This window comes from Thermocatellispora tengchongensis (assembly GCF_014202315.1).
GTDB lineage: Bacteria > Actinomycetota > Actinomycetes > Streptosporangiales > Streptosporangiaceae > Thermocatellispora > Thermocatellispora tengchongensis.
Map to the genome: position 1 here is coordinate 106768 of NZ_JACHGN010000005.1, position 18141 is coordinate 124908.

Genomic DNA, 18141 nt, shown 5'->3' on the forward strand with positions numbered 1-18141 from the left:
CCCCCTGAGCCGTCCGTTTCGTCCAAGGATAGGGCGGCGCGGCGAACTGCGGGTCAGCCTTTCGGCTGACTTGAACAGCCCGAAGTCGTACGCGGCCCGGTGCGGCCCCGGCGGACCGCACCGGGCGCGGGGGTCAGGCCACGGAACAGGTGACCTCGGGGACGGTGTTCGTCCCGCCGCGGCTCGCGGTGAAGCCGAAGGAGGTCGTGGCGTTGGCGGCGAGGGCGCCGTTGTAGCTCGCGTTCGTCACCGTCACGTTCGCCCCGGTCTGGGTGAGCGATCCGTTCCAGAGCTGGCCGATCGTCTGCCCGTCGGCGAAGGTCCACTTCACCGTCCAGCCTCTGATGGCCGCGGTGCCGGTGTTGCGCACCGTCACCGACGCCTGGAAGCCGCTGGGCCAGGAGTTGGTCACGGTGTACGCGGCCGAGCAGCCGGTGCCGGTGGTCGGGGTGGTCGTCGGGGTGGTCGTCGGCGTGGTCGTCGGGGTCACCGTGGGCGTGACCGTGGGGGTCACGGTCGGGGTGACGGTCGGGGTCACCGTGGGCGTTGTCGTCGGGGTGCCGCCGTCGCGGTCGGCGTACAGGATGCCGCGGCCGTTGGTGCCCAGGTAGACCCGGCCGTAGACGCGCGGGTCGCCGGTGATGGCCTCGCCCATGTTGCCGTACTGGTGCTCGTCGTCGTTGATCCGCACCCAGGAGGCGCCGGTGTCGTCGGAGCGGTAGACGCCGGTGACGCCGCCGATGGTGGCGACCGCGTACAGGGCCGGGTAGCTCGCGCCGGGCGCGGCCTTGCCGAAGCCGATGTTGACCGCCTTGGTGGCCGCGGCGAGCTTGGTGAAGGACGCGCCGGAGTCGGTGGAGCGGAAGATGCCGCCCTCGCCGGCCAGCCAGATGTGGCCCTCGCGCCCCGGCACCGCCTTGAACTTGGCCGAGGACGGCAGCCCGGTGGCGGCGGCGGTGAAGGTCTGGCCGCCGTTGGTGCTGACGTAGAAGGTGCCGTTGGCGAAGCCGTAGAACTTGCCCGGGTTCACCCGGTCGGACTCCACGATCGCGTCCGTGGGCAGGCCCGACACCTGGGTCCAGGTGTTGCCGAAGCCCACCGAGTAGTGCGGCGCGACGCCGCGCGGCGCCCACACGAACCGACTGCCGTCGGCGGCGGCGGCGACCGTGCCGCCCTCGTTGATCCCGCCCGGCTCGCCGCCCTGGAACCAGTTGGCGCCGCCGTCGGTGGAGAAGGCGACGTGGCTGTCGTTCGGCCGGTCGGCGTCGGTGAAGTTGCCCGCGCGCACCATCACGCTCGGGTTGCTCTCGGCGTAGTCGAGGCTGGTGGTGCTGGTGAAGGTGGGCGAGGTGAACATCATCGCCGGCACGGCGTCCAGGTTCGTGTGCCGGAACCCGGCGATGTCGCCCAGCCCGCTCACCAGCGGCGCGCCGGACGGCGGGCTGATCAGGTCGAGCACCGCGGTCTCCTCCAGGCCCTTGACCATGGGGCTGATGGTGATCTTGCCGCCGGAGTCCCACTCGCCGAGGTTCTCGGTGCCGTAGATCGTGGCGCCGGTGCCGTACATCATGCGGTCGGAGTCGAAGGGGTCGATCTCCAGCGACTCGGTCATCCAGCCGAGCTTGGGCGTCACCTCGGGGGGCTGCGGGTTGGTGCCGAACGTCAGCCACGGCGCGGCCGAGATGTTCATCGTGTAGCGGAAGGTCCGGTTCGGGTAGGAGCTCCAGTCCCAGATCCGGGTCCAGGTCGCGCCGCCGTCGCGGCTGCGGAAGAAGATCACGTCCGGCCACCAGGAGATCTGGGTGGCGACCATGATGGTGGAGGGGTTCTGCCGGTCGATGGTCAGGCCGCTGTAGCCGAAGTAGTCGTCGCCGCTGCTCGATGGGATCGGGCTGATCTGGGTCCATTCGCCGGAGTCGGTGTCGTACTTCCACACATCGCCCTTGGCGCCGTCGTACGGGCCGGCGGTGTCGCTGGTGGCGATGTAGAGGTAGCCGTTCTCGTGGTCGAGCACGCCCTTGTGCGGCAGGTAGCCGGTCGGCTGCCCCGCCACCCGCTCCCAGCTGGCGCCGCCGTTCGTGGTGCGGTAGATCGAGTTCTGCTTGTCCGCGACGCCGACGTAGATGTGCTGGGTGGCGTTGCCCGCGGTGGCGCTGGAGGGGTCGAAGGTCACCCAGACCACGCCGGGCTGGTGGCTGAGGTAGCCGTTGGGGTCGTTCGGGTCCTGGGCGTAGTTGCCGGCGTTGGGGAAGCTGGTCACCTTGGCCCAGGTCGCGCCGTAATCGGTGCTCTTCCACAGGCCGTTGCCGTTGGGCGCGCCGAGGTACAGGATGCTGTTGCGGTTGGGGTCCACGGCCAGCCGCTCGCCCATGCCCCGGCCCGGCATGTTCCCGCCCAGTTTGAACGGCAGCGGGGTGATCTGCCAGGTGTCGCCCTTGTCGGTGGAGCGCAGGATCGCCCCGTTGTTGGGGTCCCAGCTATTGGTGTACATGCCGACCGCGGCGTACACGCGGTTGGTCTGCACGGGGTCGGTGGCGAGGCTGTCCACGCCGTTGTAGCCCCACCGGTCCCAGCCCACCCAGTCCAGCAGCGGCGTCCAGCTCTTGGTGGACTGGTTCCAGCGGTACGCGCCGCCGATGTCGGTGCGGGCGTAGATCAGGTTGCGCTCGGTCTGGTTGAAGATGATCGCGGGGACGAACCCGCCGCCCGCGATCTGCACGTTCTTCCAGGTGTACGGGTCCGCGGCGGCCGCGGCCGAGGTGGACGTGCCGGCTGTGACCATGGCGACGACGCCGGCCCAGCCGAGCACCACGGCCACGATCGCGCTGAGTAACTTCCTTCGCATCTAGGGCCTTTCCTTCGCACTGTCGGAGGGTCGCTGCCGGCGAGCCCGGGACCCTGACCATCGACCGTCGCGCGCCGGGGGCATACGCGGGCGCACCATATCCATGCGCTCTACCTGAGCGTCAATAGTTTGGTGACTCAACTAAGTGAACCGGCATGTCGCCGCGCCACCCCCGCCCGGCGCCCCTGAAAGTTTCAGCCCCTTGACCTCGACCGCGGTTGAGGTTGCACGCTCGCCCCATGACCGTCTTCACCGAGGGTGAGCTCGACTACCTCGCCTCCCAGCGCCTGGGCCGGCTGGCCACCGTGGACGCCGCGGGCCGGGTGCAGAACAACCCGACCGCGTTCTTCGTCAACCCCGACGGCACCGTGGACATCGGCGGCCACGCGATGGGCGGCACCAAGAAGTTCCGCAACGTCCGGGAGCATCCCGAGGCCGCCTTCGTCGTGGACGACATCGTCTCCCCCGACACCTGGCAGGTGCGCGGCATCGAGATCCGCGGCCGCGCCGAGGCCCTGACCGGGCAGCCTCCGCCCGCGCCCGGCTTCAGCGCCGAGATCATCCGCATCCACCCGCGCCGGATCATCTCCTGGGGCATCGACGGCCCCATGACGTCGCGTGAGGCAGGACGGCCCCATGACGTCGCGTGAGGCGTCGCGTGACGCGCGACAGGACGCCGCGGGCGCTGGTGCGTACGGGAACGGGGCTGAGACCATGGGGACATGACGAAAGCTCTGGTACTCGGCGGCGGCGGCATAGCGGGCATCGCCTGGGAGGCCGGGGTGGTCACCGGCCTGCGCCGGGCGGGGGTCGATCTCGGGGAGGCCGAGGTGTTCGTCGGCACCTCGGCGGGCTCGGTCGTCTCGGCCATGCTGGCGACGGGCGCCGACCTGGAGGACGCGATCACGCACCTCGTGGCCACCGACCGGTCCAGCCCGCCGTCGGTGGACATGGACACCGTCATGGCGGCCTTCGCCGTCCTGGCCGACACCGCGCTCGACCCGGCCGAGGCCAGGCGCCGGGTGGGCGCCATGGCGATGGCGGCGCCGGTCAGCGGCGAGGCCGAGCGGCTGGCCGCGATCGGAGAACGGCTGCCGGTCAAGGAGTGGCCCGCGGGCCGCCTGCTCATCACCGCGGTGGACGTCGAGACCGGCGAGCTCGTGATCTGGGACCGCGAGGCCGGCGTGCCGCTGGTCTCGGCCGTCGCGTCGAGCTGCGCGGTGCCGTGCGTGTTCCCGCCCGTGCGCATCGACGGCCGCCACTACATGGACGGCGGGGTGCGCTCGATCACCAACGCCGACCTGGCCGCGGGCTGCTCGCCGGTCGTCATCATGTCGCCGATGGCCGCGATGACCCCGCCCGAGCCGCTCCGCTCCGAGATCGAGACGCTGGTCACCGACGACGTGTCCGTGATCGCCCCCGACGAGAACGCGGTCGCCGTCTTCGGCGTGAACGTGCTCGACCCCGCCCTGTGGCAGCCCGCCTTCGAGGCCGGCCTCGCCCAGGCCCCCGCGCTCGCCGACGACGTGGCCAAGATCTGGAACCGTTAGGGCACCTGGAAGATGTGATCCCGCACGTCGGTGATCGCCATGTGCCCGGGGAGGTGCCCGATGGCGAACGGCACCCCGCTCGCCATCACCGCGGCCTGCGGCGTGACGCCGCAGGCCCAGAACAGCGGGATCTCCCCGGGGTTGATCTCCACCGGGTCGCCGAAGTCGGGCTGCGCCAGGTCGCCGATCCCGATCTCCTTCGGGTCGCCCACGTGCACCGGCGCGCCGTGCAGGGCCGGGTAGCGCGAGGTGACCCGGATCGCCGCCGGCACCAGCGCCGCCGGGATCGGCCGCATCGACACCACCAGCGGCCCCGCCAGCACCCCCGCGGGCCGGCACGCCAGCGAGGTGACGTACATCGGCACGTTCCTGCCCGTCTCGATGTGCCGCACCGGCACCCCGGCCTGGAGCAGCGCGTCCTCGAAGGTGAAGCTGCACCCGATCAGGAACGGCACCAGGTCCTCGCGCCACAGCTCCCGCACGTCGGAGGTCTCGCCGACCGGCTCGCCGTTCTCGTACACGCGGTAGCCCGGCAGGTCGGTGCGCAGGTCGCCGTCGAAGATCCGCGTACGCGTCTCGCCGGGGTCGCCGACGTCCAGCACCGGGCACGACTTGGGGTTGCGCTGGCTGAACAGCAGCAGGTCGTACGCCAGCGCCCGCGGCACGGCGAGCAGGTTGGCCTGCGTCCACCCGCGGCACCAGCCCGCGGTGGGGGTGCGCAGGCCGTCGCGGAACAGCTCCCTGGCCCGCGCCGGGTCCAGCGAAGCGACATCCTTCGGCGCCATGGTTCCCTCCCGGGCCGTCGCCCCAAGTGACGCCTTCATGATGCCGTCCCGGCCCGGCTCACACCGGGCACTCCGCCACAGTGCGGTTCAGTGGTACTCCAGCCCCCAGTCGTGCGGCCCGAGCGCGTAGCCGTCGCCGCCCATGGGGACCAGCCAGCCGGTCTCCACCAGGGCGACGAGGCTGCGCCGCACGTCGTCCTCGCTCCGGTCGGTCATGTGCGCCACGTCGGCGACATGCGCCATCCGGCCCTCCACCGCGAGCGAGGCGACCGCCTCGTACACGCGGGTGTCCTCATCGCTCAGCGCCTGCACATCATGTAGATCTTGCTTCCTGACCACGTCGCCGTGCCCCCTCTCGCAGCCGTTCCGGATCGACCTCGCGCTCGGGGAAGCGCCGGAGGTACTCGATCTCCAGTTCCGCGGTGCGCGTGGTGTGGTGCGCCAGCGCGTCCTCCGAGCCGTGCCGCAGCGTGTCGGACCGCGTCTCGTGCACGTGCCGCATCTCCCGGAACAGGTCCTCGTCCGAAAGTTCCCGTGGATCGATTCCCATCGTCATAACCCGAGTGCCTACCCACAGCGGCCGGGTAATCACTCCCGTCCCAGGTCACGGCTCCGGGCGTACCGGCGGAATATCCGGAGGACCGCTCCGGGTTGGCGTTGACGTGAGCGACGTTGCCGAAACCCCCGCCCCCGACGACCAGATCCGCGGCATCGCCCGGGGCGACGCCGAGGTACCCCTGTCGATCCTCGACCTCGCGACCGTGAGCGCGGGCCACACCCCGTCCGACGCGCTGCGCACCAGCACCGAGCTGGCCCGTCGCGCGGAGGAGTGGGGCTACCACCGGCTCTGGGTGGCCGAGCACCACGGCATGCCCAGTGTGGCCAGCTCCTCCCCCGCCGTGCTCATCGCCCACCTCGCCGCCAACACCAGCACGATCAGGCTCGGCTCCGGCGGCGTCATGCTGCCCAACCACGCCCCGCTGGTGATCGCCGAGCAGTTCGGCACCCTGCACGCCCTGCACCCCGGCCGCATCGACCTCGGCCTCGGCCGCGCCCCCGGCACCGACCAGGCGACCGCGAACGCGCTGCGCCGCGGCGACGCCGAGCGCTTCCCCCAGGAGGTCGCCGACCTGACCTCCTTCCTGGACGGCTCCTTCCCCGCGGGCCACCCGTACGCCCGGATCAAGGCGGTCCCCGCCGACCCGTCGCTGGGCCGCCCGCCGATCTGGCTTCTCGGCAGCAGCGGCTTCAGCGCCCAGCTCGCCGGTTTGCTGGGCCTGCCCTTCGCCTTCGCCCACCACTTCAGCGCCGCCAACACCGGCCCCGCCCTCGACCTGTACCGCTCCTCCTTCCAGCCCTCGGCGGTGCTCGACCGCCCGTACGCCCTGATCGGCGTGAGCGCCGTGGCCGCCGACACCGCCGAGCAGGCCCGCCGCCTGGCCCGTACCGGTGGCCTGTCCATGCTCCGCCTCCGCCGCGGCCAGCCCGCCCCGATCCCCACCCCCGAGGAGGCCGAGAGCTACCCGTACTCGGAGGTGGAGGAGGACTTCCTGGAGGCGTGGCTGTCCAATGTGGTCATCGGCGACGCGCAGGAGGTCCGCACCGGGTTGTCGGCGCTGCGCGAGCGGTTCGGCGTGGACGAGCTGATGATCACTACCACTGTGTACGGCGGCGAGAACCGGCTCCGGTCGTACGAGTTGATCGCCCGCGCGTACAAGATGATCGATGACATGTGACACAGAAATAACAGCGAACCGTATTGCGCGGATATGTCCTGATATATGACCTGGACTAGGAGCGTTCCGACACTTTTTCGTCAAATTTCGTGACAAAAGCGCATTGGCGGTGTGTCTTCGGGGCCATACCGTGCGTTTATGGATCTCGAGCTCCGCCACCTCAAGATCGTGCGCGCGGTGGCCGAGGCGGGCAGCGTCTCCAAGGCGGCCACCATGCTCGGACTCGCTCAGCCCGCGCTGACCGCGCAGCTCAAGCGGATCGAGCGTGTGCTCGGGGGCGCCCTGTTCGACCGCGACCACACCGGTGCACACCCCACCGCACTCGGGGAACTCGTGCTCACCAGGGCCAGGGTGCTCCTGCCCGCGGCCCGTCAGCTACAGGAGGAAGCCGCACGTTTCGCCAACTCCCCCGGCACCGAGCAGCGGTTCCGGCTGGGAGCGACCAACAGCCCCATCCTGGGCGGCCTGGTCGACCGGCTCGCGGCCGCGGACCCACCCGCGGCCGTGAGCACGTACACATCGTGGTCCGCCGAGGAACTCGCCGGCATGGTGCTGCGGGGACGGCTGGACTACGCCCTGGTCGGCGTCTGCGGTGAGAGCCGCCCACCCGCCGCCGACTCCCTCATCTGGCGCACGGTCGCCGTGGACGCCGTCTGCGTCCTGGTAAGCGACGACCACCCCCTGGCCGGCCTCCCCGAGGCCGGCCTGGAACGATTCCGCCACGAGAACTGGTCGGTCGCCCCCGGCGACGGCTGCTTCGCCGACTGCTTCGCCGCCGCCTGCGCCCGAGCCGGCTTCACCCCCCGCACCATCTACGAAGCCGACGTAGGCACCGGCGTCCACCTGGCCCAGGTCGGCCGAGCCGTGGCCCTCTGCCAGGCCACCTTCCACCTCACCCCCGGCCTGACCCTGCTCCCCATAGCCGACGCCCCCCTCCGCTGGCGCCAGCTCCTCGGCTGGCACCCCGACTCCACCGCCGCCCGCGCGGCCCCCGCCATGCTCACCCACGCCAAGGCAGCCCACATGGACGCCGTACGCCGCAGCCACCGCTACCGCACCTGGCTACTGGACCACCCCGGCCTGGGCACCCTCCCCTGACCCGCCGACATCCACCCGACAAGGAGCCTGATAACCCCGCAGGATCCGCAATCCCGACCCCTCACACCCGGGGCGGATTCACACCCACAGCTCGGCGTGGACGTACCCCGTCTACGCCGAGCCATCCCCCAGAAAGCCACTCCCGCCCGTACTCCCCAGACACCTCTCCCCCCGCCCCAACACCAACCGCCCCCCGATTCACCCAGACTTTCCCACCCCCCACGCCCAGCACCACCATTGGTAAAATCCGACATAGCGGCCACCTCACTCCCAGACGTCCTCGCCGGCCCCGGAGACCGCCCGATCCGTGCTGGCAACAGGCCGCAAATATGAGAGACTTCACCCCTGCGGGGCGGTAGCTCAGCCGGTCAGAGCAGCGGACTCATAATCCGTAGGTCGTGGGTTCAAGTCCCACCCGCCCTACCACCCCTGATCACCAGAAAGAGCCCCTGGCCAGCACTTACGCCGCCAGGGGCTCTCTTGCGTCGTCCGGCTGTCTACGGCTGACAGTGGTCGTCTACGGCCGGTCTTACCCAATGCCTACCCACGGCCGCCGGTCAGTCGCAGTCGTCAAGCGCGGCGGCGATGCGGCGCTTGGCGGCCTCATCCTGCCCGACGATGCACTTGGCGTAGATCTTCAGAAGCACATCGACGCTGTGTCCCGCCCATTCAGCGACCTGCGTTGCCGGAACACCCGCGTTCAGCCACGTGGAGACGCAGGCGTGCCGAAGGTCGTAAGGACGTTTGGCCAGCGGCGTCTGCACTTCCTTGGCGGTCAAGGCGTTCTGTCGCGCCTTGTTCCATACACGCCGGTACGTGATGCCGGCCAGTTCGCCGCCCCGTACGCCCATGAAGACCCGCCCGCCTGGACCGGTACCGAACTCTGTGAGGTGGGCACGGAACAGCTTGGTCAACGGCGGCGGACAGGGGACCGTGCGCGTCTGCCCTTCGGCACGATGCTTGAGCGCGCGTTCCTCGTACAAGCTGCCATCGTCGGTCCATTCCCGACCCGCGAAGGGCGTTGCTGCGGCAAAGTGCAGCTCGCCCCAATCGTCGGCAGGTTCCTCCAACTCCCCCGTATCTGGGTTCACGACCAGTTCAGGGAGAACGATGTTGTCCTCCCTAAGATTGACCGCTTCCTCAGGCCGTAGCGCGGCATAGTACATCGCGCCGAAAAACGCCACGAGCCGCTTTCCGCTCGGCTTCTGCGCTTCGACCTCTGCGAGCAAACGTCGAGCTTGGTCGTGGTTCACCACGCTGCGTCGATCCACCTCATAGGCGAGTTTGGGAGGCGTCCACTTCAGGGATTTAATCGGGTTGCCGCTCAACAGCTTTAACTCCACGGCGTAATCCATCGCGTTTTGAAGTATCGTCTTGTGCCTACGGACGGTGCTGGTCGCAGCCGGCTTGCCGTTCAAACGCGACGTAGCCGCGTCGAGCATCGCGCGGGCGGTCACAGCTTCTGCGAGCGCGGACACCGGCAGCGTGTTCACTGCCAGCCACGCGAGCGCTTCCGCCATCTCCCCCGCCACCTCAGCGCGCTGTTTCGTGTTGAACGCCCAACGGCGCATGGCTGTGCGCAAGGTCATGCCGTCGGGCTTACCTTCGGTGGTTGCGAGCATGGCAGGCGTGGCAGCCGTGAGCGCGCGAGCTATGTCTTGCCGGTACTTTGCGGAAGCGGCCTTCCACTTGAAGTCGGCAAACTTGCAGGCGAACTCATACCAGCTCATTTCAGGTGGCGCGGGGCGATTCCACTTCACGGGTTCGCCGGTAAGCAGGCTAAATGCCTCCCCCTCACGGGCGACCGTGATCAGACTGCTTCGGTAGGCGTCGGCTTGAGCGCTGTTCCGAAATGTCTTCTTCCAGGGTTTCCCCGCCGTTGTCCACTGAACTCGATATGACGTGACCTTGCCGCTTTTGTTCTTGCGCACCTCGGTCTTGTAGACGCGCACGTCGTATGTGGTGTCCTGCATCAGGCAGCGTCCTCCCGGGCACTAAGCCAGCTCTCCAGGTCGGCGCGGCGAACGCGGAGAGAGCCGTTGGGCAGGGTGATGCAGCGCGGGGCGCGGCCCTTCTGCCGCCAGTCGTAGAAGGTGGATCGGGAGATCTGAAGTTCAGCGCAGACCTCAGGGACGGTGAGCATCGCGCGAAGGCGGGTGACGATGGCCATCGGGCGTGTTCCTTCCGGACATGTGATCGGTGCGTGGGCGCGGCTTGAGAAGTTTCGGCGGTTGGACCGTGATGGTTTGCCGCCGAGAATTGTGCATGTTCGAGGGGGGTATCCGTCCCATCCGTCCCAAGCTCATTTCCGCAGGTCAAGCCTGGGACGGGTGGATCGGGTGGGACGGGTCAACCCGTCCCAGGGGCGCTTTCCGTCCCGCGCTGACCTGCGCTGACGAGGTTGGGACGCTTGGGACGGATACCCCTGGCGAGTGGGACGATCTCCCCCTCGGGGACGGGTTCGGCGGTGGGGCAGTAGCGCGCCCACGCGTCGAGGAAGTCAGCGCGCTGGTAGCCCTTGGCTTGCCCGGTGGGGAATCGGATGTTGGTCGAGCGGATGTCGTATTCGGCCAGCATGATGCCGAGCTTGCGCGGGGTCAGTCCGGCCGGGCCGTGCTCGGCCCACTCGCTTTCAGGGTCGGCCTTGAGCCGGTCCAGAAGCACGGCGGTCGGGAGCGCGGTATCGGTGCCGAACGCGGCGCGGCAGGCCGTGAGCAGGCGCAGGCGCGGCGAACTGGCCGTATTCTCGTCGGCTTCGCTGGTCAGCGCGACGGCGGCGGCGCGGGCGCGTTCTGGCCAATCTCCGCCGGCGTGATCGGCGACGATGACCAGGGGTTCCCAGGTGTCGGCGGCGCGGTCTTCTACGGGCATGGCGGGTTCGGCGGCCTCCAGAGTGGACAGGTCGGTGCGTAGCCACTGGTTGATGGCGGCGGCCAGCGCGCGAAGGGGTGGGCGGTCGCGGCGGTGCCGGTAGGGCGCCGCGCTCTCACCGGGGGCGCGGCGGCGCATGCGGACCACGACAGCGCGGTCTTCGATGGTGTCGGGCATGGCGCCGATGCCGGCGAGCGCGGCCATGGCGAAGGTCGGGATGGACTCCACCCGGTTGGCGTTGGCGTCGTACCGTTTGGCGGGACGGTTGCGCTGGTGGCCGGCGTTGAGCAGGCCGCGCAGGTCTTCGTTGCCGTCCGCTTTGGGGCCGAAGATGGTGTCGGCCTCATCAACCAGCAGCGTCGGCGGATCGTCGGTGATGGAGCGGTAGACCGCGGCCGAACTTGAGTTGACGGTGATGAACGGCTCGTAACAGGTGGCCTCCACGATGTCGAGCAGCCGGGACTTGCCGCAACGCTTCTCCGGGGCGCGGATGACCAGCCGCGGGGCGTGCGCCCACGCCGGTTGGGCGTGCGTGGCGGCGATCCACAGCACGACGGCGTCGGCGGCTTGCGGGGTGGGCAGGATCACGTATCGGACCAGGGCGGCGCGCAACTGGTCCAGCAGGCCGGCACCATCAGGTGCGGGCCGGGTGGAGCGGGTCATGGGCGGGGTGTCCCTCCTATCGGCGGGCGGGTGCGCGCATGCCGGCCGCGATGCCGTAGGCGATGACGCCGGCCAGGACGTGCGGCGGGCGGGGATCGCGGCTGTGGGCGTTGGCGACCTCGGCGGCCTGCTGTAGGGCGTGTTCGACCACGTCGCGGGGCAGTGCCCCGTGGGCGATCAGCTTGCCGAGCTTCCACGCGGCGAGGTTCAGCGCCCGGTTGCGTCCGCCATCGGGGGCGTTGACCACCCGTTCGACCTCACCGGCCAGGGCGGCGCGGCCATAGCGGGACAGGCGGGCGCCGTCGAGGTCGGCCAGGCGCGGCGGCGCGCTCGCCGCCGGCGCGGACGGTGGCGGGGTGAGCAGGGCGGCGAGCCAGCCGGGAAGCGGCGCCGGCGGAAGTGGGTTGGTGATGCGGTAGGTGCCGGTGCCGTCCGGACGGTGGACGTGGCTGCCAGGGCCGACAACGTAGCCGCCGTGGGCGCGGGTGTCGATCAGCCAGCCCAGTCCGTTGCCCTTGTCCCCGCTGGTGTTGCCGAGTCGGAGGTCGGGCAGGGCGGTGTAGTACAGGTGCGTGCCGCCGCGGCGGGTGGTGACGGTGAAGGTGCCGCCCGGGTAGGGCTGGCCGTGGCGCTCACACAGAGCGCGGAAGACCTGCTCGCCGGTGACCAGGCCACGGTCACGGTAGGCGGCGGGCGGGTGCTCGCCGGGCTTGGGCAAGTCGAGGTCGATCACCACGAGCTGAGAGGGGCCGGTGGCGATGCCGATGTTGCAGGGCCGGCGGCTCCAGAATCGGGCGATCCGCTCGGGGTCGGTGGTGGCGTGCTGTTCCCATGCGGTGAAGTGGCGTAGCGGGTACTTGCCGCGGGGGGTGAGGGGGAAGACGTGCCAGCCTCGGGCGGCGCACTCCAGCGCCGCGGCGATCAGGGCGCGGCTCAATGCTTCTCCTTTCCAGGGGTGTCCCCGCCTGGCGGCGCGGCGGTCGCGGGCGGGGGTGGGACGGATCGCCCCCAACTGGTGGCCTTGTCGAGGTGGTCGGTAGTGCCACCAGTTGGGGGCGAGGCCAAGCGGCGATTCGGCACGCGCGGGAGCCTTCCTCGTGGCCGTGATGAGTGGTGCGGGTTGCCTTCTTCAGCGGACGCGGTGGGTTGGGTGACCTGTCAGAACGTGACGGGGATGACCGGTTTGACCTGCGCGGGGCCGTAGGTACTGACCTCTGCTAGCAGGGTGTAAGCGAGTCGTGCCAGTGTCGGGATATCGTCGGCGTGGCGGGCCAGGAGCAGGACGATTGCCCAGGCGGCGCCGGTGTGGCAGAGCACCGGGGCGAGGTCGCCGCGGTCACATGCGGTGTTGATGTCCTGATCGGTCAGGATGTACAGCTCGTTGTGCGTGACCTCACACGCCGCGAAAGTACCGGCCGGCGGGGCGGGGTGGGTCCGCTGGTAAGTGGCCCGATCGATGGCGGCGGTCAGTGCCAGCCGCCGCGCGGTCTCGCGGTCGTTGGCGCCGAGTGCGCCGATCGAACCGATCAGGATCATGCTGAGGTCCCAGATGGTTTCGATCAGGGGTTGGGGGTCGGAGATCAGGTGCGCGGCGTTGATCGTGTCGGCGTAGGTGGCCATGGCCGCGGTGGTCGGGTAGTCGGTGCTCATGCTGCGCGCTCCAGAACGTCGGGGCGGTCAGGCGGCGTGTTCCTGCGCAGGGTCGAGTACGGTCGGCCCACGGGTCGCCGAAGCCGTCTCCGTGGCCGTGTCGCGCGGTGCGGGTTGCCGTTCACAGCGCAGGTGTTCGGGCAGTAGGGCGGCGACGGCGACGGCCCCTGAAGCGGGACGACGCCGTTGCCCACGAGCCGGAGTCGGCCGGTGCGGGAGATGCCGGGCACGTCGGTGACCCACCCGGCAGGCAGGCCCATCAGCCATTCCGAGAAGCGCGGGCTCAGCCGGGGTCGTCCATGTCGTCCAGGCTCAACTGGCCAGGGTGGCGGGTGGCCGATCGTCGCCTCCCAGCGCGCGACGGCCGGCCCGTACGGTCCCCAGTCGAAGACACCGCGCCGCTCAGCGTGGGATTGCCGCTGGCGTAGGTCGTGCTGGTCCGTTCGCCGTCGGCTGCGGTCGGGGTCGGCAGTAGCAGGGAGACCGCCGTACGAAGGTCCATCCCCCCGTCGCCGTGCAACCCCGCCCCGTTGGTGTCCGAAGTGCGCGGCGTCGGCAGCAAGGTGAACACGTTCGGCAGTTGCCCCCGGTAGCCGGCCTCCTTGCCGTCGCGTGCGACCGGTGTCGGCAGCAGGCCAGGCGAGGCAGAACCAGCGCTTGCGCTCGTGGGCGGCGCCGAGGTCGGATGCTCGAAGACATGTCCAGTTCGCATCGAACCCGAGTCGGGCAAGGTCAGCGAGGACGACGTCAAGACCAGGTCGCCGAGTAACGATGGCCCGCACGTTTTCCAGCACGAGCAGGCGGGGTCGTAGCGTAGCGACGGCGTCGGCGATGGTGTGCCACAGTCCACTTCGGGTGCCTTTCGTGATGCCCGCGCCGCGGCCGGCGTAGGACAGGTCCTGGCAGGGGAACCCGGCGGTCAGCACGTCCACGGGCGGGACGGTGTCCCAGTCGATGGCGGTCAGGTCGCCGAGGTTGGGCACGTCGGGGAAGCGGGCGGCCAGCACCCGCGCGGCGTCGGGGTCGTTGTCGGCCGCCCACAGCAGGCGGGTGCCGAGTACCGCGTGCACGGCCAGGTCCAGGCCGCCGTAGCCGGAGCACAGCGACCCGGCGGTGAGCAGGCCGGTCATGCCGCCTCCCGGTGCGCTTCGGCGGTCTCCTGGTCGGGCAGGCGGCCCCAGTGGGTGCCGAGGATCTCCGCATCGGCGAGGATCGGCACGCCGCGGAAGTTGGTCGTCATCGCCTCCCGGAGCGCGTCCCGCAGCCGTTCGGCGTCGGCCTCGGGCGCCTGGATGATGACCTCGTCATGGACGAACAGCCACAGCCGGGCCTCGGGGTGGCGGGTGGCGAAGGTGTAGACGGCGGCCAGTAGCAGGTCACGGGCGGTGGACTGGACCATGTAGTTGCCGTTGGCGTAGCCGCGGGCCGGATCGGCGGGGATGCGGCGCCCGCTCGGGGTGATGACCTCGGATTGGCGGGCCAGGCGTTTGGTGTAGGCGATCACGTGCGGGTAGGTGGATTGCCACCGGTCGATGACCTGCCGCGCCACCTCGGGTGTGACGCCGGTCTGTGCGGCCAGGGCGGTGGCGCCGCCGCCGTACAGGGTGCCGAAGGTGCACCGCTTGGAGATGGTGCGCTGCTCTTTGGTGTAGCCGGGGCCGTACATCAGCTCGGCGGTGGCGTCGTGGATGTCCACCCCCGAGGCGATGACCCGCCTCAGGGTCAGATCGCCCGACAGGGCGGCGGCCACGCGGACCTCTACTTGGGAGAAGTCGCAGGAGATCAGCACGTGGCCGGGGTCGGCGCGGAAGCAGTGCCGTAGCCGCGGGTCGTGCTTCTTGAGCGTCTGCAACGCCGGGCCGGTGATGGACATGCGGGCGGTCTTGGCGCGCAGGGTGTTGATCTGCGGGTGGACACGCCCGTGGTGGTCGGCGGCGCGCAGGAACGCCTTGAGGTTGGCGATCAGGTTGGAGGTGCGGGCCATGGCCAGCCGCGCCGTGACCAGCTCGGCGACCTCGCGCGGGAGCGCGGCGGCGTGCCGTTCGGTCAGGGCGGTCAGGGTGTCGGCGGTGACCTGGAGTCGGCCGGTGTCGGTGCGCGGCATGCCGGTGATGCCGGCGGCGGTCAGCCGGTCATCGAGCCATGCGGCGAAGCGGGGCGAGCCGCCGGGGCAGCCGAGCACGCCGCGGATGCGGTTCTCGGCGGCGGCGTGCTCGCGCTGGAGGTCGCCGAGTAGGGCGGTGGTGTAGGGGCGGTCCAGCAGCAGGCCGCGGATGGTGATGGCGGTGGCGCGGGCGGCGAGCCACTGTTCCATCCGCACCAGGTGCGTGAACGCCAGGCAGTGCCTCAGCAGGACCGGGAGCAGGCGGCGGACGTAGATGGCGTCCAGCCCGGCGTAGACCACGTACGCCTCATCGGTCGTGGGCAGGTGGTTCCAGCCCCAGGCCAGCCACGCGTTGCCCGCGCGGTGCCCCGGCGGGGCCAGGGCGCGCATCCGGGCGTGCAAGGCGGCTTCGGCCTGCACAAGCCCGTCGTCCAGGTGCCGGCCGGTCAGCTCTTTCAGGCCGTGGCCGGCGCGTTCGTCGGGGTCGATCAGCTTGGAGATCAGGTGCGTGTCGATGACGCGCTGTCCGAGCGCGATGCCGAAGGCGGCCCACACCGCCAACGGGTCGTAGTTGGTGTGGGTGACGAACCGGCGGCCGGGGTCGGCGAGCACGGCGCGGACGGCGGCGCGCTGGGCGGGGTCGGCGGGATCGAGGACCCACGCGTGGCGGGCCGAGGCGAGTTGAACCAGGCGGACGGTGAAGGCCGGGTCGAACTGGCGCGGCCCTTTGTCGTCAATGGCGCTGGTCTCCACATCCAGCCCCAGCATGGGTTCCGCGGCGGCGAACGCGGCGAACGCGGCCGGATCGAACCCGGCGGGGGTGTGGATGGTCATGGTGTGCCCGCCATGGGTGCGGGTGTAGACGGCGGGCGGGATAGTCGGGGTGGGGGTCATCAGACCTCCGTGGGGTGGCAGTGCGGGCAGGTCCACAACACCGGCGCGGCGGCCGGCAGGACGGCCGGGCGGTGGCAGTCCGGGCAGGTGGGCGCCGCGGGGGCGGGCAGGGCGTCGGCCAGCCAGCCGTAGCCGTCGCCGATGACCGCGGCGTCGCTGGCGGCGGGGTCGGCGCCGAGGAACGCCACGCCGGTCACCGGGCTCTCGGCCGGCGGCGGTGCGGGGGTGGCGACGAACAGGGCCGGTTGGTCACCGGTGGACGCGATCATGCGGTGACTCCTTGACTGTTTCCGGAACGCCTCGGGGTGGCCTGGTCAGGTCACCCCGAGGTGGTCGCGTGATGAGGCGAGGTCAGAACGGCGGCTCGTCACCACCGGCCGCCGAGGCGGCGGGCGCTGGCGTCGTGGACGCCCACGGGTCGTCAAAACCGCCGCCAGTAGGGGCGGCCCCGGTGCCGTTGCCGTTGCCGCGGGTACGGGCGGCCTTGTGAACCTCGGTGGTGGCGAAGCGCAGGGACGGGCCGATCTCGTCAACGGTCATCTCAATGACGGTGCGCTTGTCGCCGTCGCTGATCTCGTAGGTGCGCATGCGCAGCCGCCCGGAAGCGATGACGCGAGTGCCGCGGGTCAGCGACGCGGCGACGTGTTCGCCGAGGTCGCGCCACGCCGAGCAGCGCATGAACAGCGCCTCGCCGTCCTGCCACTGCTCGACCTGCTTGTTGTAGGTGCGAGAGCTTGACGCGATGGTGAAGCCGGCCACGGGCAGGCCGGTGGCGGTGTAGCGCAGTTCGGGATCGGCGGTCAGGTTGCCGATTATCGTGATCGTGGTCTCGCCGGCCATGGCGGTCTCCTTCCGCTGTGAGCGGTTCGGTGGGGGTGGGTTGACGAGTGGGACAGGTGATCTCGCGCGGGCGGGGTGGCTTCGGCGGGTGTAGGCGGACTGCGGCGGTGTAGCCGGTCAGCGGCGGCGGGTGTGCGCGGGGCAGGCCACCGTTCGGACGTTGCCGCGCCAAATGCAGCCGCAGGAGTAGTAGCGCTCTGTCTCGGCGCTCTCGGTGCCGCGGTGGGAGGGGGCGGGGCGGGTGCCGGTCATATTGGAGTGCCTTTCGGGGTCAGTGCGTGGCGGTGAGCTGGGTGGACAGGTGGGCTCCGGTGGCGGTGACGAACGCGAAGCCGTTGCTGGTGGGGCGGAACCGGTCCAGCAGGATGCGGCAGGTGGTGCCGCGCATGTCGCGCGGGTTGCCGCGTAGGGGGTAGTCGGCGGGGAGGTTCAGGGCGCGCTGTACCTCGTGGGAGTTGGTCAAGGTGGTGCAGACGGCGTACGGGCCGTCGATGGCCTCAACCACAACGGTTCGGCCCAGGGCGCGCTGGTCGGCCCAGACGCTCCCGGGGGTGACGGCGTGCACGGCGTGGATCTTGGACATGGAAGAGGGTTCCTTTCGGATATGGGTGTTGAGGGTGGCGCGTCGCGCGGAGATGCGGGGGCGCTGTCGAGGTCAGCGGATGTTGAGCAGGCGGGCGCCGAGGCGGATCTTTCGGCCGGTGCCGACGCAGTCGGGGCAGTAGCCGAAGGAGTGGGCGAACAGGCGGCTACGGCGCTGGCCGGTGCCCTTGCAGCGCCGGCAGTCGGTGTAGGGATGGCGCTTGAGGCTGAACCGGTAGGCCACCGCGCAGGCGAGCGCGAGGACGGTCAGGACGGTCAGGCAGACGGCGATGGTGGCCAGGGCGGTGATCAGGGGAGGGGTGGGCATGGGCGTTCTCCAGACGCAAGGGCCGGGACGGTGGCATGGGACGATCGCCGGGCGGCGGGGCGTGACAGGAGCGGGGTGTCACGGCTAGGGGCCGGGGGTGAGAGTCACAGGTCAGCGGGGGTGTGACAGCGTGACAGCAGCCCCGTGACAGGAGCCGTGACAGCGGGCGTGACAGCCCGTGACAAGATCATCGGC

The 18141-nt window shown here is 70.5% G+C and carries 19 protein-coding genes and 1 tRNA gene; 5 read left to right on the forward strand and 15 right to left on the reverse strand.

The window, feature by feature from the left end; translation table 11 throughout:
* Window positions 1-133: 133 nt before the first annotated feature.
* Window positions 134-2845: a cellulose binding domain-containing protein gene (locus HNP84_RS12610; protein WP_185049858.1), complete on the reverse strand. Its 2712-nt coding sequence runs from the start codon at window positions 2843-2845 to the stop codon at window positions 134-136.
* A 239-nt stretch (window positions 2846-3084) separates the two neighbouring features.
* Between HNP84_RS12610 and HNP84_RS12615 the strand changes: the two genes are divergently transcribed.
* A complete protein-coding gene (locus HNP84_RS12615) occupies window positions 3085-3495 on the forward strand; it encodes a PPOX class F420-dependent oxidoreductase (RefSeq protein ID WP_185049859.1) in 411 nt (136 codons plus the stop codon).
* Window positions 3496-3567: 72 nt separating this feature from the next.
* Complete coding sequence (locus HNP84_RS12620; protein ID WP_185049860.1) at window positions 3568-4395, forward strand: patatin-like phospholipase family protein; 828 nt, start codon at window positions 3568-3570, stop codon at window positions 4393-4395.
* On the opposite strand, the gene HNP84_RS12625 is transcribed toward HNP84_RS12620, so the two are convergent.
* The 3 genes from HNP84_RS12625 to HNP84_RS12635 form a co-directional block, all read right to left on the reverse strand.
* Entirely contained in the window at window positions 4392-5180 is a 789-nt protein-coding gene (locus HNP84_RS12625) for a putative hydro-lyase (RefSeq protein WP_221336203.1), read from the reverse strand. The two genes, HNP84_RS12620 and HNP84_RS12625, sit on opposite strands and share 4 nt — an antisense overlap.
* A gap of 87 nt (window positions 5181-5267) precedes the next feature.
* Window positions 5268-5492: a helix-turn-helix domain-containing protein gene (locus tag HNP84_RS12630; RefSeq protein WP_185049861.1), complete on the reverse strand. Its 225-nt coding sequence runs from the start codon at window positions 5490-5492 to the stop codon at window positions 5268-5270.
* A gap of 1 nt (window position 5493) precedes the next feature.
* Entirely contained in the window at window positions 5494-5730 is a 237-nt protein-coding gene (locus HNP84_RS12635) for a DUF6158 family protein (protein WP_246518110.1), read from the reverse strand.
* 112 nt (window positions 5731-5842) lie between these two features.
* Here HNP84_RS12635 and HNP84_RS12640 point away from each other — a divergent pair, with 112 nt between their 5' ends.
* From HNP84_RS12640 to HNP84_RS12650, 3 genes are all read left to right on the forward strand, one after another.
* Window positions 5843-6916: an LLM class flavin-dependent oxidoreductase gene (locus HNP84_RS12640; RefSeq protein ID WP_185049863.1), complete on the forward strand. Its 1074-nt coding sequence runs from the start codon at window positions 5843-5845 to the stop codon at window positions 6914-6916.
* A 138-nt stretch (window positions 6917-7054) separates the two neighbouring features.
* Window positions 7055-8014: a LysR family transcriptional regulator gene (locus HNP84_RS12645; RefSeq protein ID WP_185049864.1), complete on the forward strand. Its 960-nt coding sequence runs from the start codon at window positions 7055-7057 to the stop codon at window positions 8012-8014.
* 349 nt (window positions 8015-8363) lie between these two features.
* A tRNA-Ile gene (locus tag HNP84_RS12650) sits at window positions 8364-8440 on the forward strand.
* 131 nt (window positions 8441-8571) lie between these two features.
* Here HNP84_RS12650 and HNP84_RS12655 read toward each other — a convergent pair.
* The 11 genes from HNP84_RS12655 to HNP84_RS12705 form a co-directional block, all read right to left on the reverse strand.
* On the reverse strand, window positions 8572-9987 hold the full coding sequence (locus HNP84_RS12655; RefSeq protein ID WP_185049865.1) for a tyrosine-type recombinase/integrase: 1416 nt from the start codon (window positions 9985-9987) through the stop codon (window positions 8572-8574).
* Window positions 9987-10184, reverse strand: coding sequence for a helix-turn-helix transcriptional regulator (locus tag HNP84_RS12660; RefSeq protein WP_185049866.1), 198 nt, complete (start codon window positions 10182-10184; stop codon window positions 9987-9989). Before HNP84_RS12660 ends, HNP84_RS12655 begins: the two co-directional genes overlap by 1 nt.
* Window positions 10185-10363: 179 nt before the next feature.
* Window positions 10364-11548: a DUF3631 domain-containing protein gene (locus HNP84_RS12665; protein ID WP_185049867.1), complete on the reverse strand. Its 1185-nt coding sequence runs from the start codon at window positions 11546-11548 to the stop codon at window positions 10364-10366.
* A gap of 16 nt (window positions 11549-11564) precedes the next feature.
* Window positions 11565-12485: a bifunctional DNA primase/polymerase gene (locus tag HNP84_RS12670; protein WP_185049868.1), complete on the reverse strand. Its 921-nt coding sequence runs from the start codon at window positions 12483-12485 to the stop codon at window positions 11565-11567.
* Between the two features lie 221 nt (window positions 12486-12706).
* On the reverse strand, window positions 12707-13198 hold the full coding sequence (locus tag HNP84_RS12675; protein WP_185049869.1) for a hypothetical protein: 492 nt from the start codon (window positions 13196-13198) through the stop codon (window positions 12707-12709).
* Window positions 13195-14328, reverse strand: coding sequence for a DNA cytosine methyltransferase (locus tag HNP84_RS12680; RefSeq protein WP_185049870.1), 1134 nt, complete (start codon window positions 14326-14328; stop codon window positions 13195-13197). The genes HNP84_RS12675 and HNP84_RS12680 overlap by 4 nt, the downstream gene beginning before the upstream one ends.
* The gene (locus HNP84_RS12685; protein ID WP_185049871.1) at window positions 14325-16196 is read right to left on the reverse strand and encodes a DNA polymerase; all 1872 of its coding nucleotides are present in this window, start codon (window positions 16194-16196) and stop codon (window positions 14325-14327) included. The genes HNP84_RS12680 and HNP84_RS12685 overlap by 4 nt, the downstream gene beginning before the upstream one ends.
* Window positions 16196-16465, reverse strand: coding sequence for a hypothetical protein (locus HNP84_RS12690; RefSeq protein ID WP_185049872.1), 270 nt, complete (start codon window positions 16463-16465; stop codon window positions 16196-16198). The genes HNP84_RS12685 and HNP84_RS12690 overlap by 1 nt, the downstream gene beginning before the upstream one ends.
* 82 nt (window positions 16466-16547) lie before the next feature.
* Window positions 16548-17036: a single-stranded DNA-binding protein gene (locus HNP84_RS12695; protein WP_185049873.1), complete on the reverse strand. Its 489-nt coding sequence runs from the start codon at window positions 17034-17036 to the stop codon at window positions 16548-16550.
* Window positions 17037-17307: 271 nt separating this feature from the next.
* The gene (locus HNP84_RS12700; protein ID WP_185049874.1) at window positions 17308-17619 is read right to left on the reverse strand and encodes a hypothetical protein; all 312 of its coding nucleotides are present in this window, start codon (window positions 17617-17619) and stop codon (window positions 17308-17310) included.
* 72 nt (window positions 17620-17691) lie between these two features.
* Window positions 17692-17946 (reverse strand): hypothetical protein, encoded by a 255-nt coding sequence (locus HNP84_RS12705; RefSeq protein WP_185049875.1) that lies wholly within the window; start codon window positions 17944-17946, stop codon window positions 17692-17694.
* Window positions 17947-18141: the final 195 nt, after the last annotated feature.

Bases quoted from the DNA above. Each gene is read 5' to 3' on its own strand.
- HNP84_RS12615 (WP_185049859.1), top strand. From the start codon at position 3,085: ATGACCGTCTTCACCGAGGGTGAGCTCGACTACCTCGCCTCCCAGCGC.
- HNP84_RS12675 (WP_185049869.1), bottom strand. From the start codon at position 13,198: ATGAGCACCGACTACCCGACCACCGCGGCCATGGCCACCTACGCCGAC.
- HNP84_RS12625 (WP_221336203.1), bottom strand. From the start codon at position 5,180: ATGGCGCCGAAGGATGTCGCTTCGCTGGACCCGGCGCGGGCCAGGGAG.
- HNP84_RS12660 (WP_185049866.1), bottom strand. From the start codon at position 10,184: ATGGCCATCGTCACCCGCCTTCGCGCGATGCTCACCGTCCCTGAGGTC.
- HNP84_RS12620 (WP_185049860.1), top strand. From the start codon at position 3,568: ATGACGAAAGCTCTGGTACTCGGCGGCGGCGGCATAGCGGGCATCGCC.
- HNP84_RS12655 (WP_185049865.1), bottom strand. From the start codon at position 9,987: ATGCAGGACACCACATACGACGTGCGCGTCTACAAGACCGAGGTGCGC.
- HNP84_RS12695 (WP_185049873.1), bottom strand. From the start codon at position 17,036: ATGGCCGGCGAGACCACGATCACGATAATCGGCAACCTGACCGCCGAT.
- HNP84_RS12645 (WP_185049864.1), top strand. From the start codon at position 7,055: ATGGATCTCGAGCTCCGCCACCTCAAGATCGTGCGCGCGGTGGCCGAG.
- HNP84_RS12685 (WP_185049871.1), bottom strand. From the start codon at position 16,196: ATGACCCCCACCCCGACTATCCCGCCCGCCGTCTACACCCGCACCCAT.
- HNP84_RS12610 (WP_185049858.1), bottom strand. From the start codon at position 2,845: ATGCGAAGGAAGTTACTCAGCGCGATCGTGGCCGTGGTGCTCGGCTGG.
- HNP84_RS12680 (WP_185049870.1), bottom strand. From the start codon at position 14,328: ATGACCGGCCTGCTCACCGCCGGGTCGCTGTGCTCCGGCTACGGCGGC.
- HNP84_RS12690 (WP_185049872.1), bottom strand. From the start codon at position 16,465: ATGATCGCGTCCACCGGTGACCAACCGGCCCTGTTCGTCGCCACCCCC.
- HNP84_RS12635 (WP_246518110.1), bottom strand. From the start codon at position 5,730: ATGGGAATCGATCCACGGGAACTTTCGGACGAGGACCTGTTCCGGGAG.
- HNP84_RS12700 (WP_185049874.1), bottom strand. From the start codon at position 17,619: ATGTCCAAGATCCACGCCGTGCACGCCGTCACCCCCGGGAGCGTCTGG.
- HNP84_RS12705 (WP_185049875.1), bottom strand. From the start codon at position 17,946: ATGCCCACCCCTCCCCTGATCACCGCCCTGGCCACCATCGCCGTCTGC.
- HNP84_RS12665 (WP_185049867.1), bottom strand. From the start codon at position 11,548: ATGACCCGCTCCACCCGGCCCGCACCTGATGGTGCCGGCCTGCTGGAC.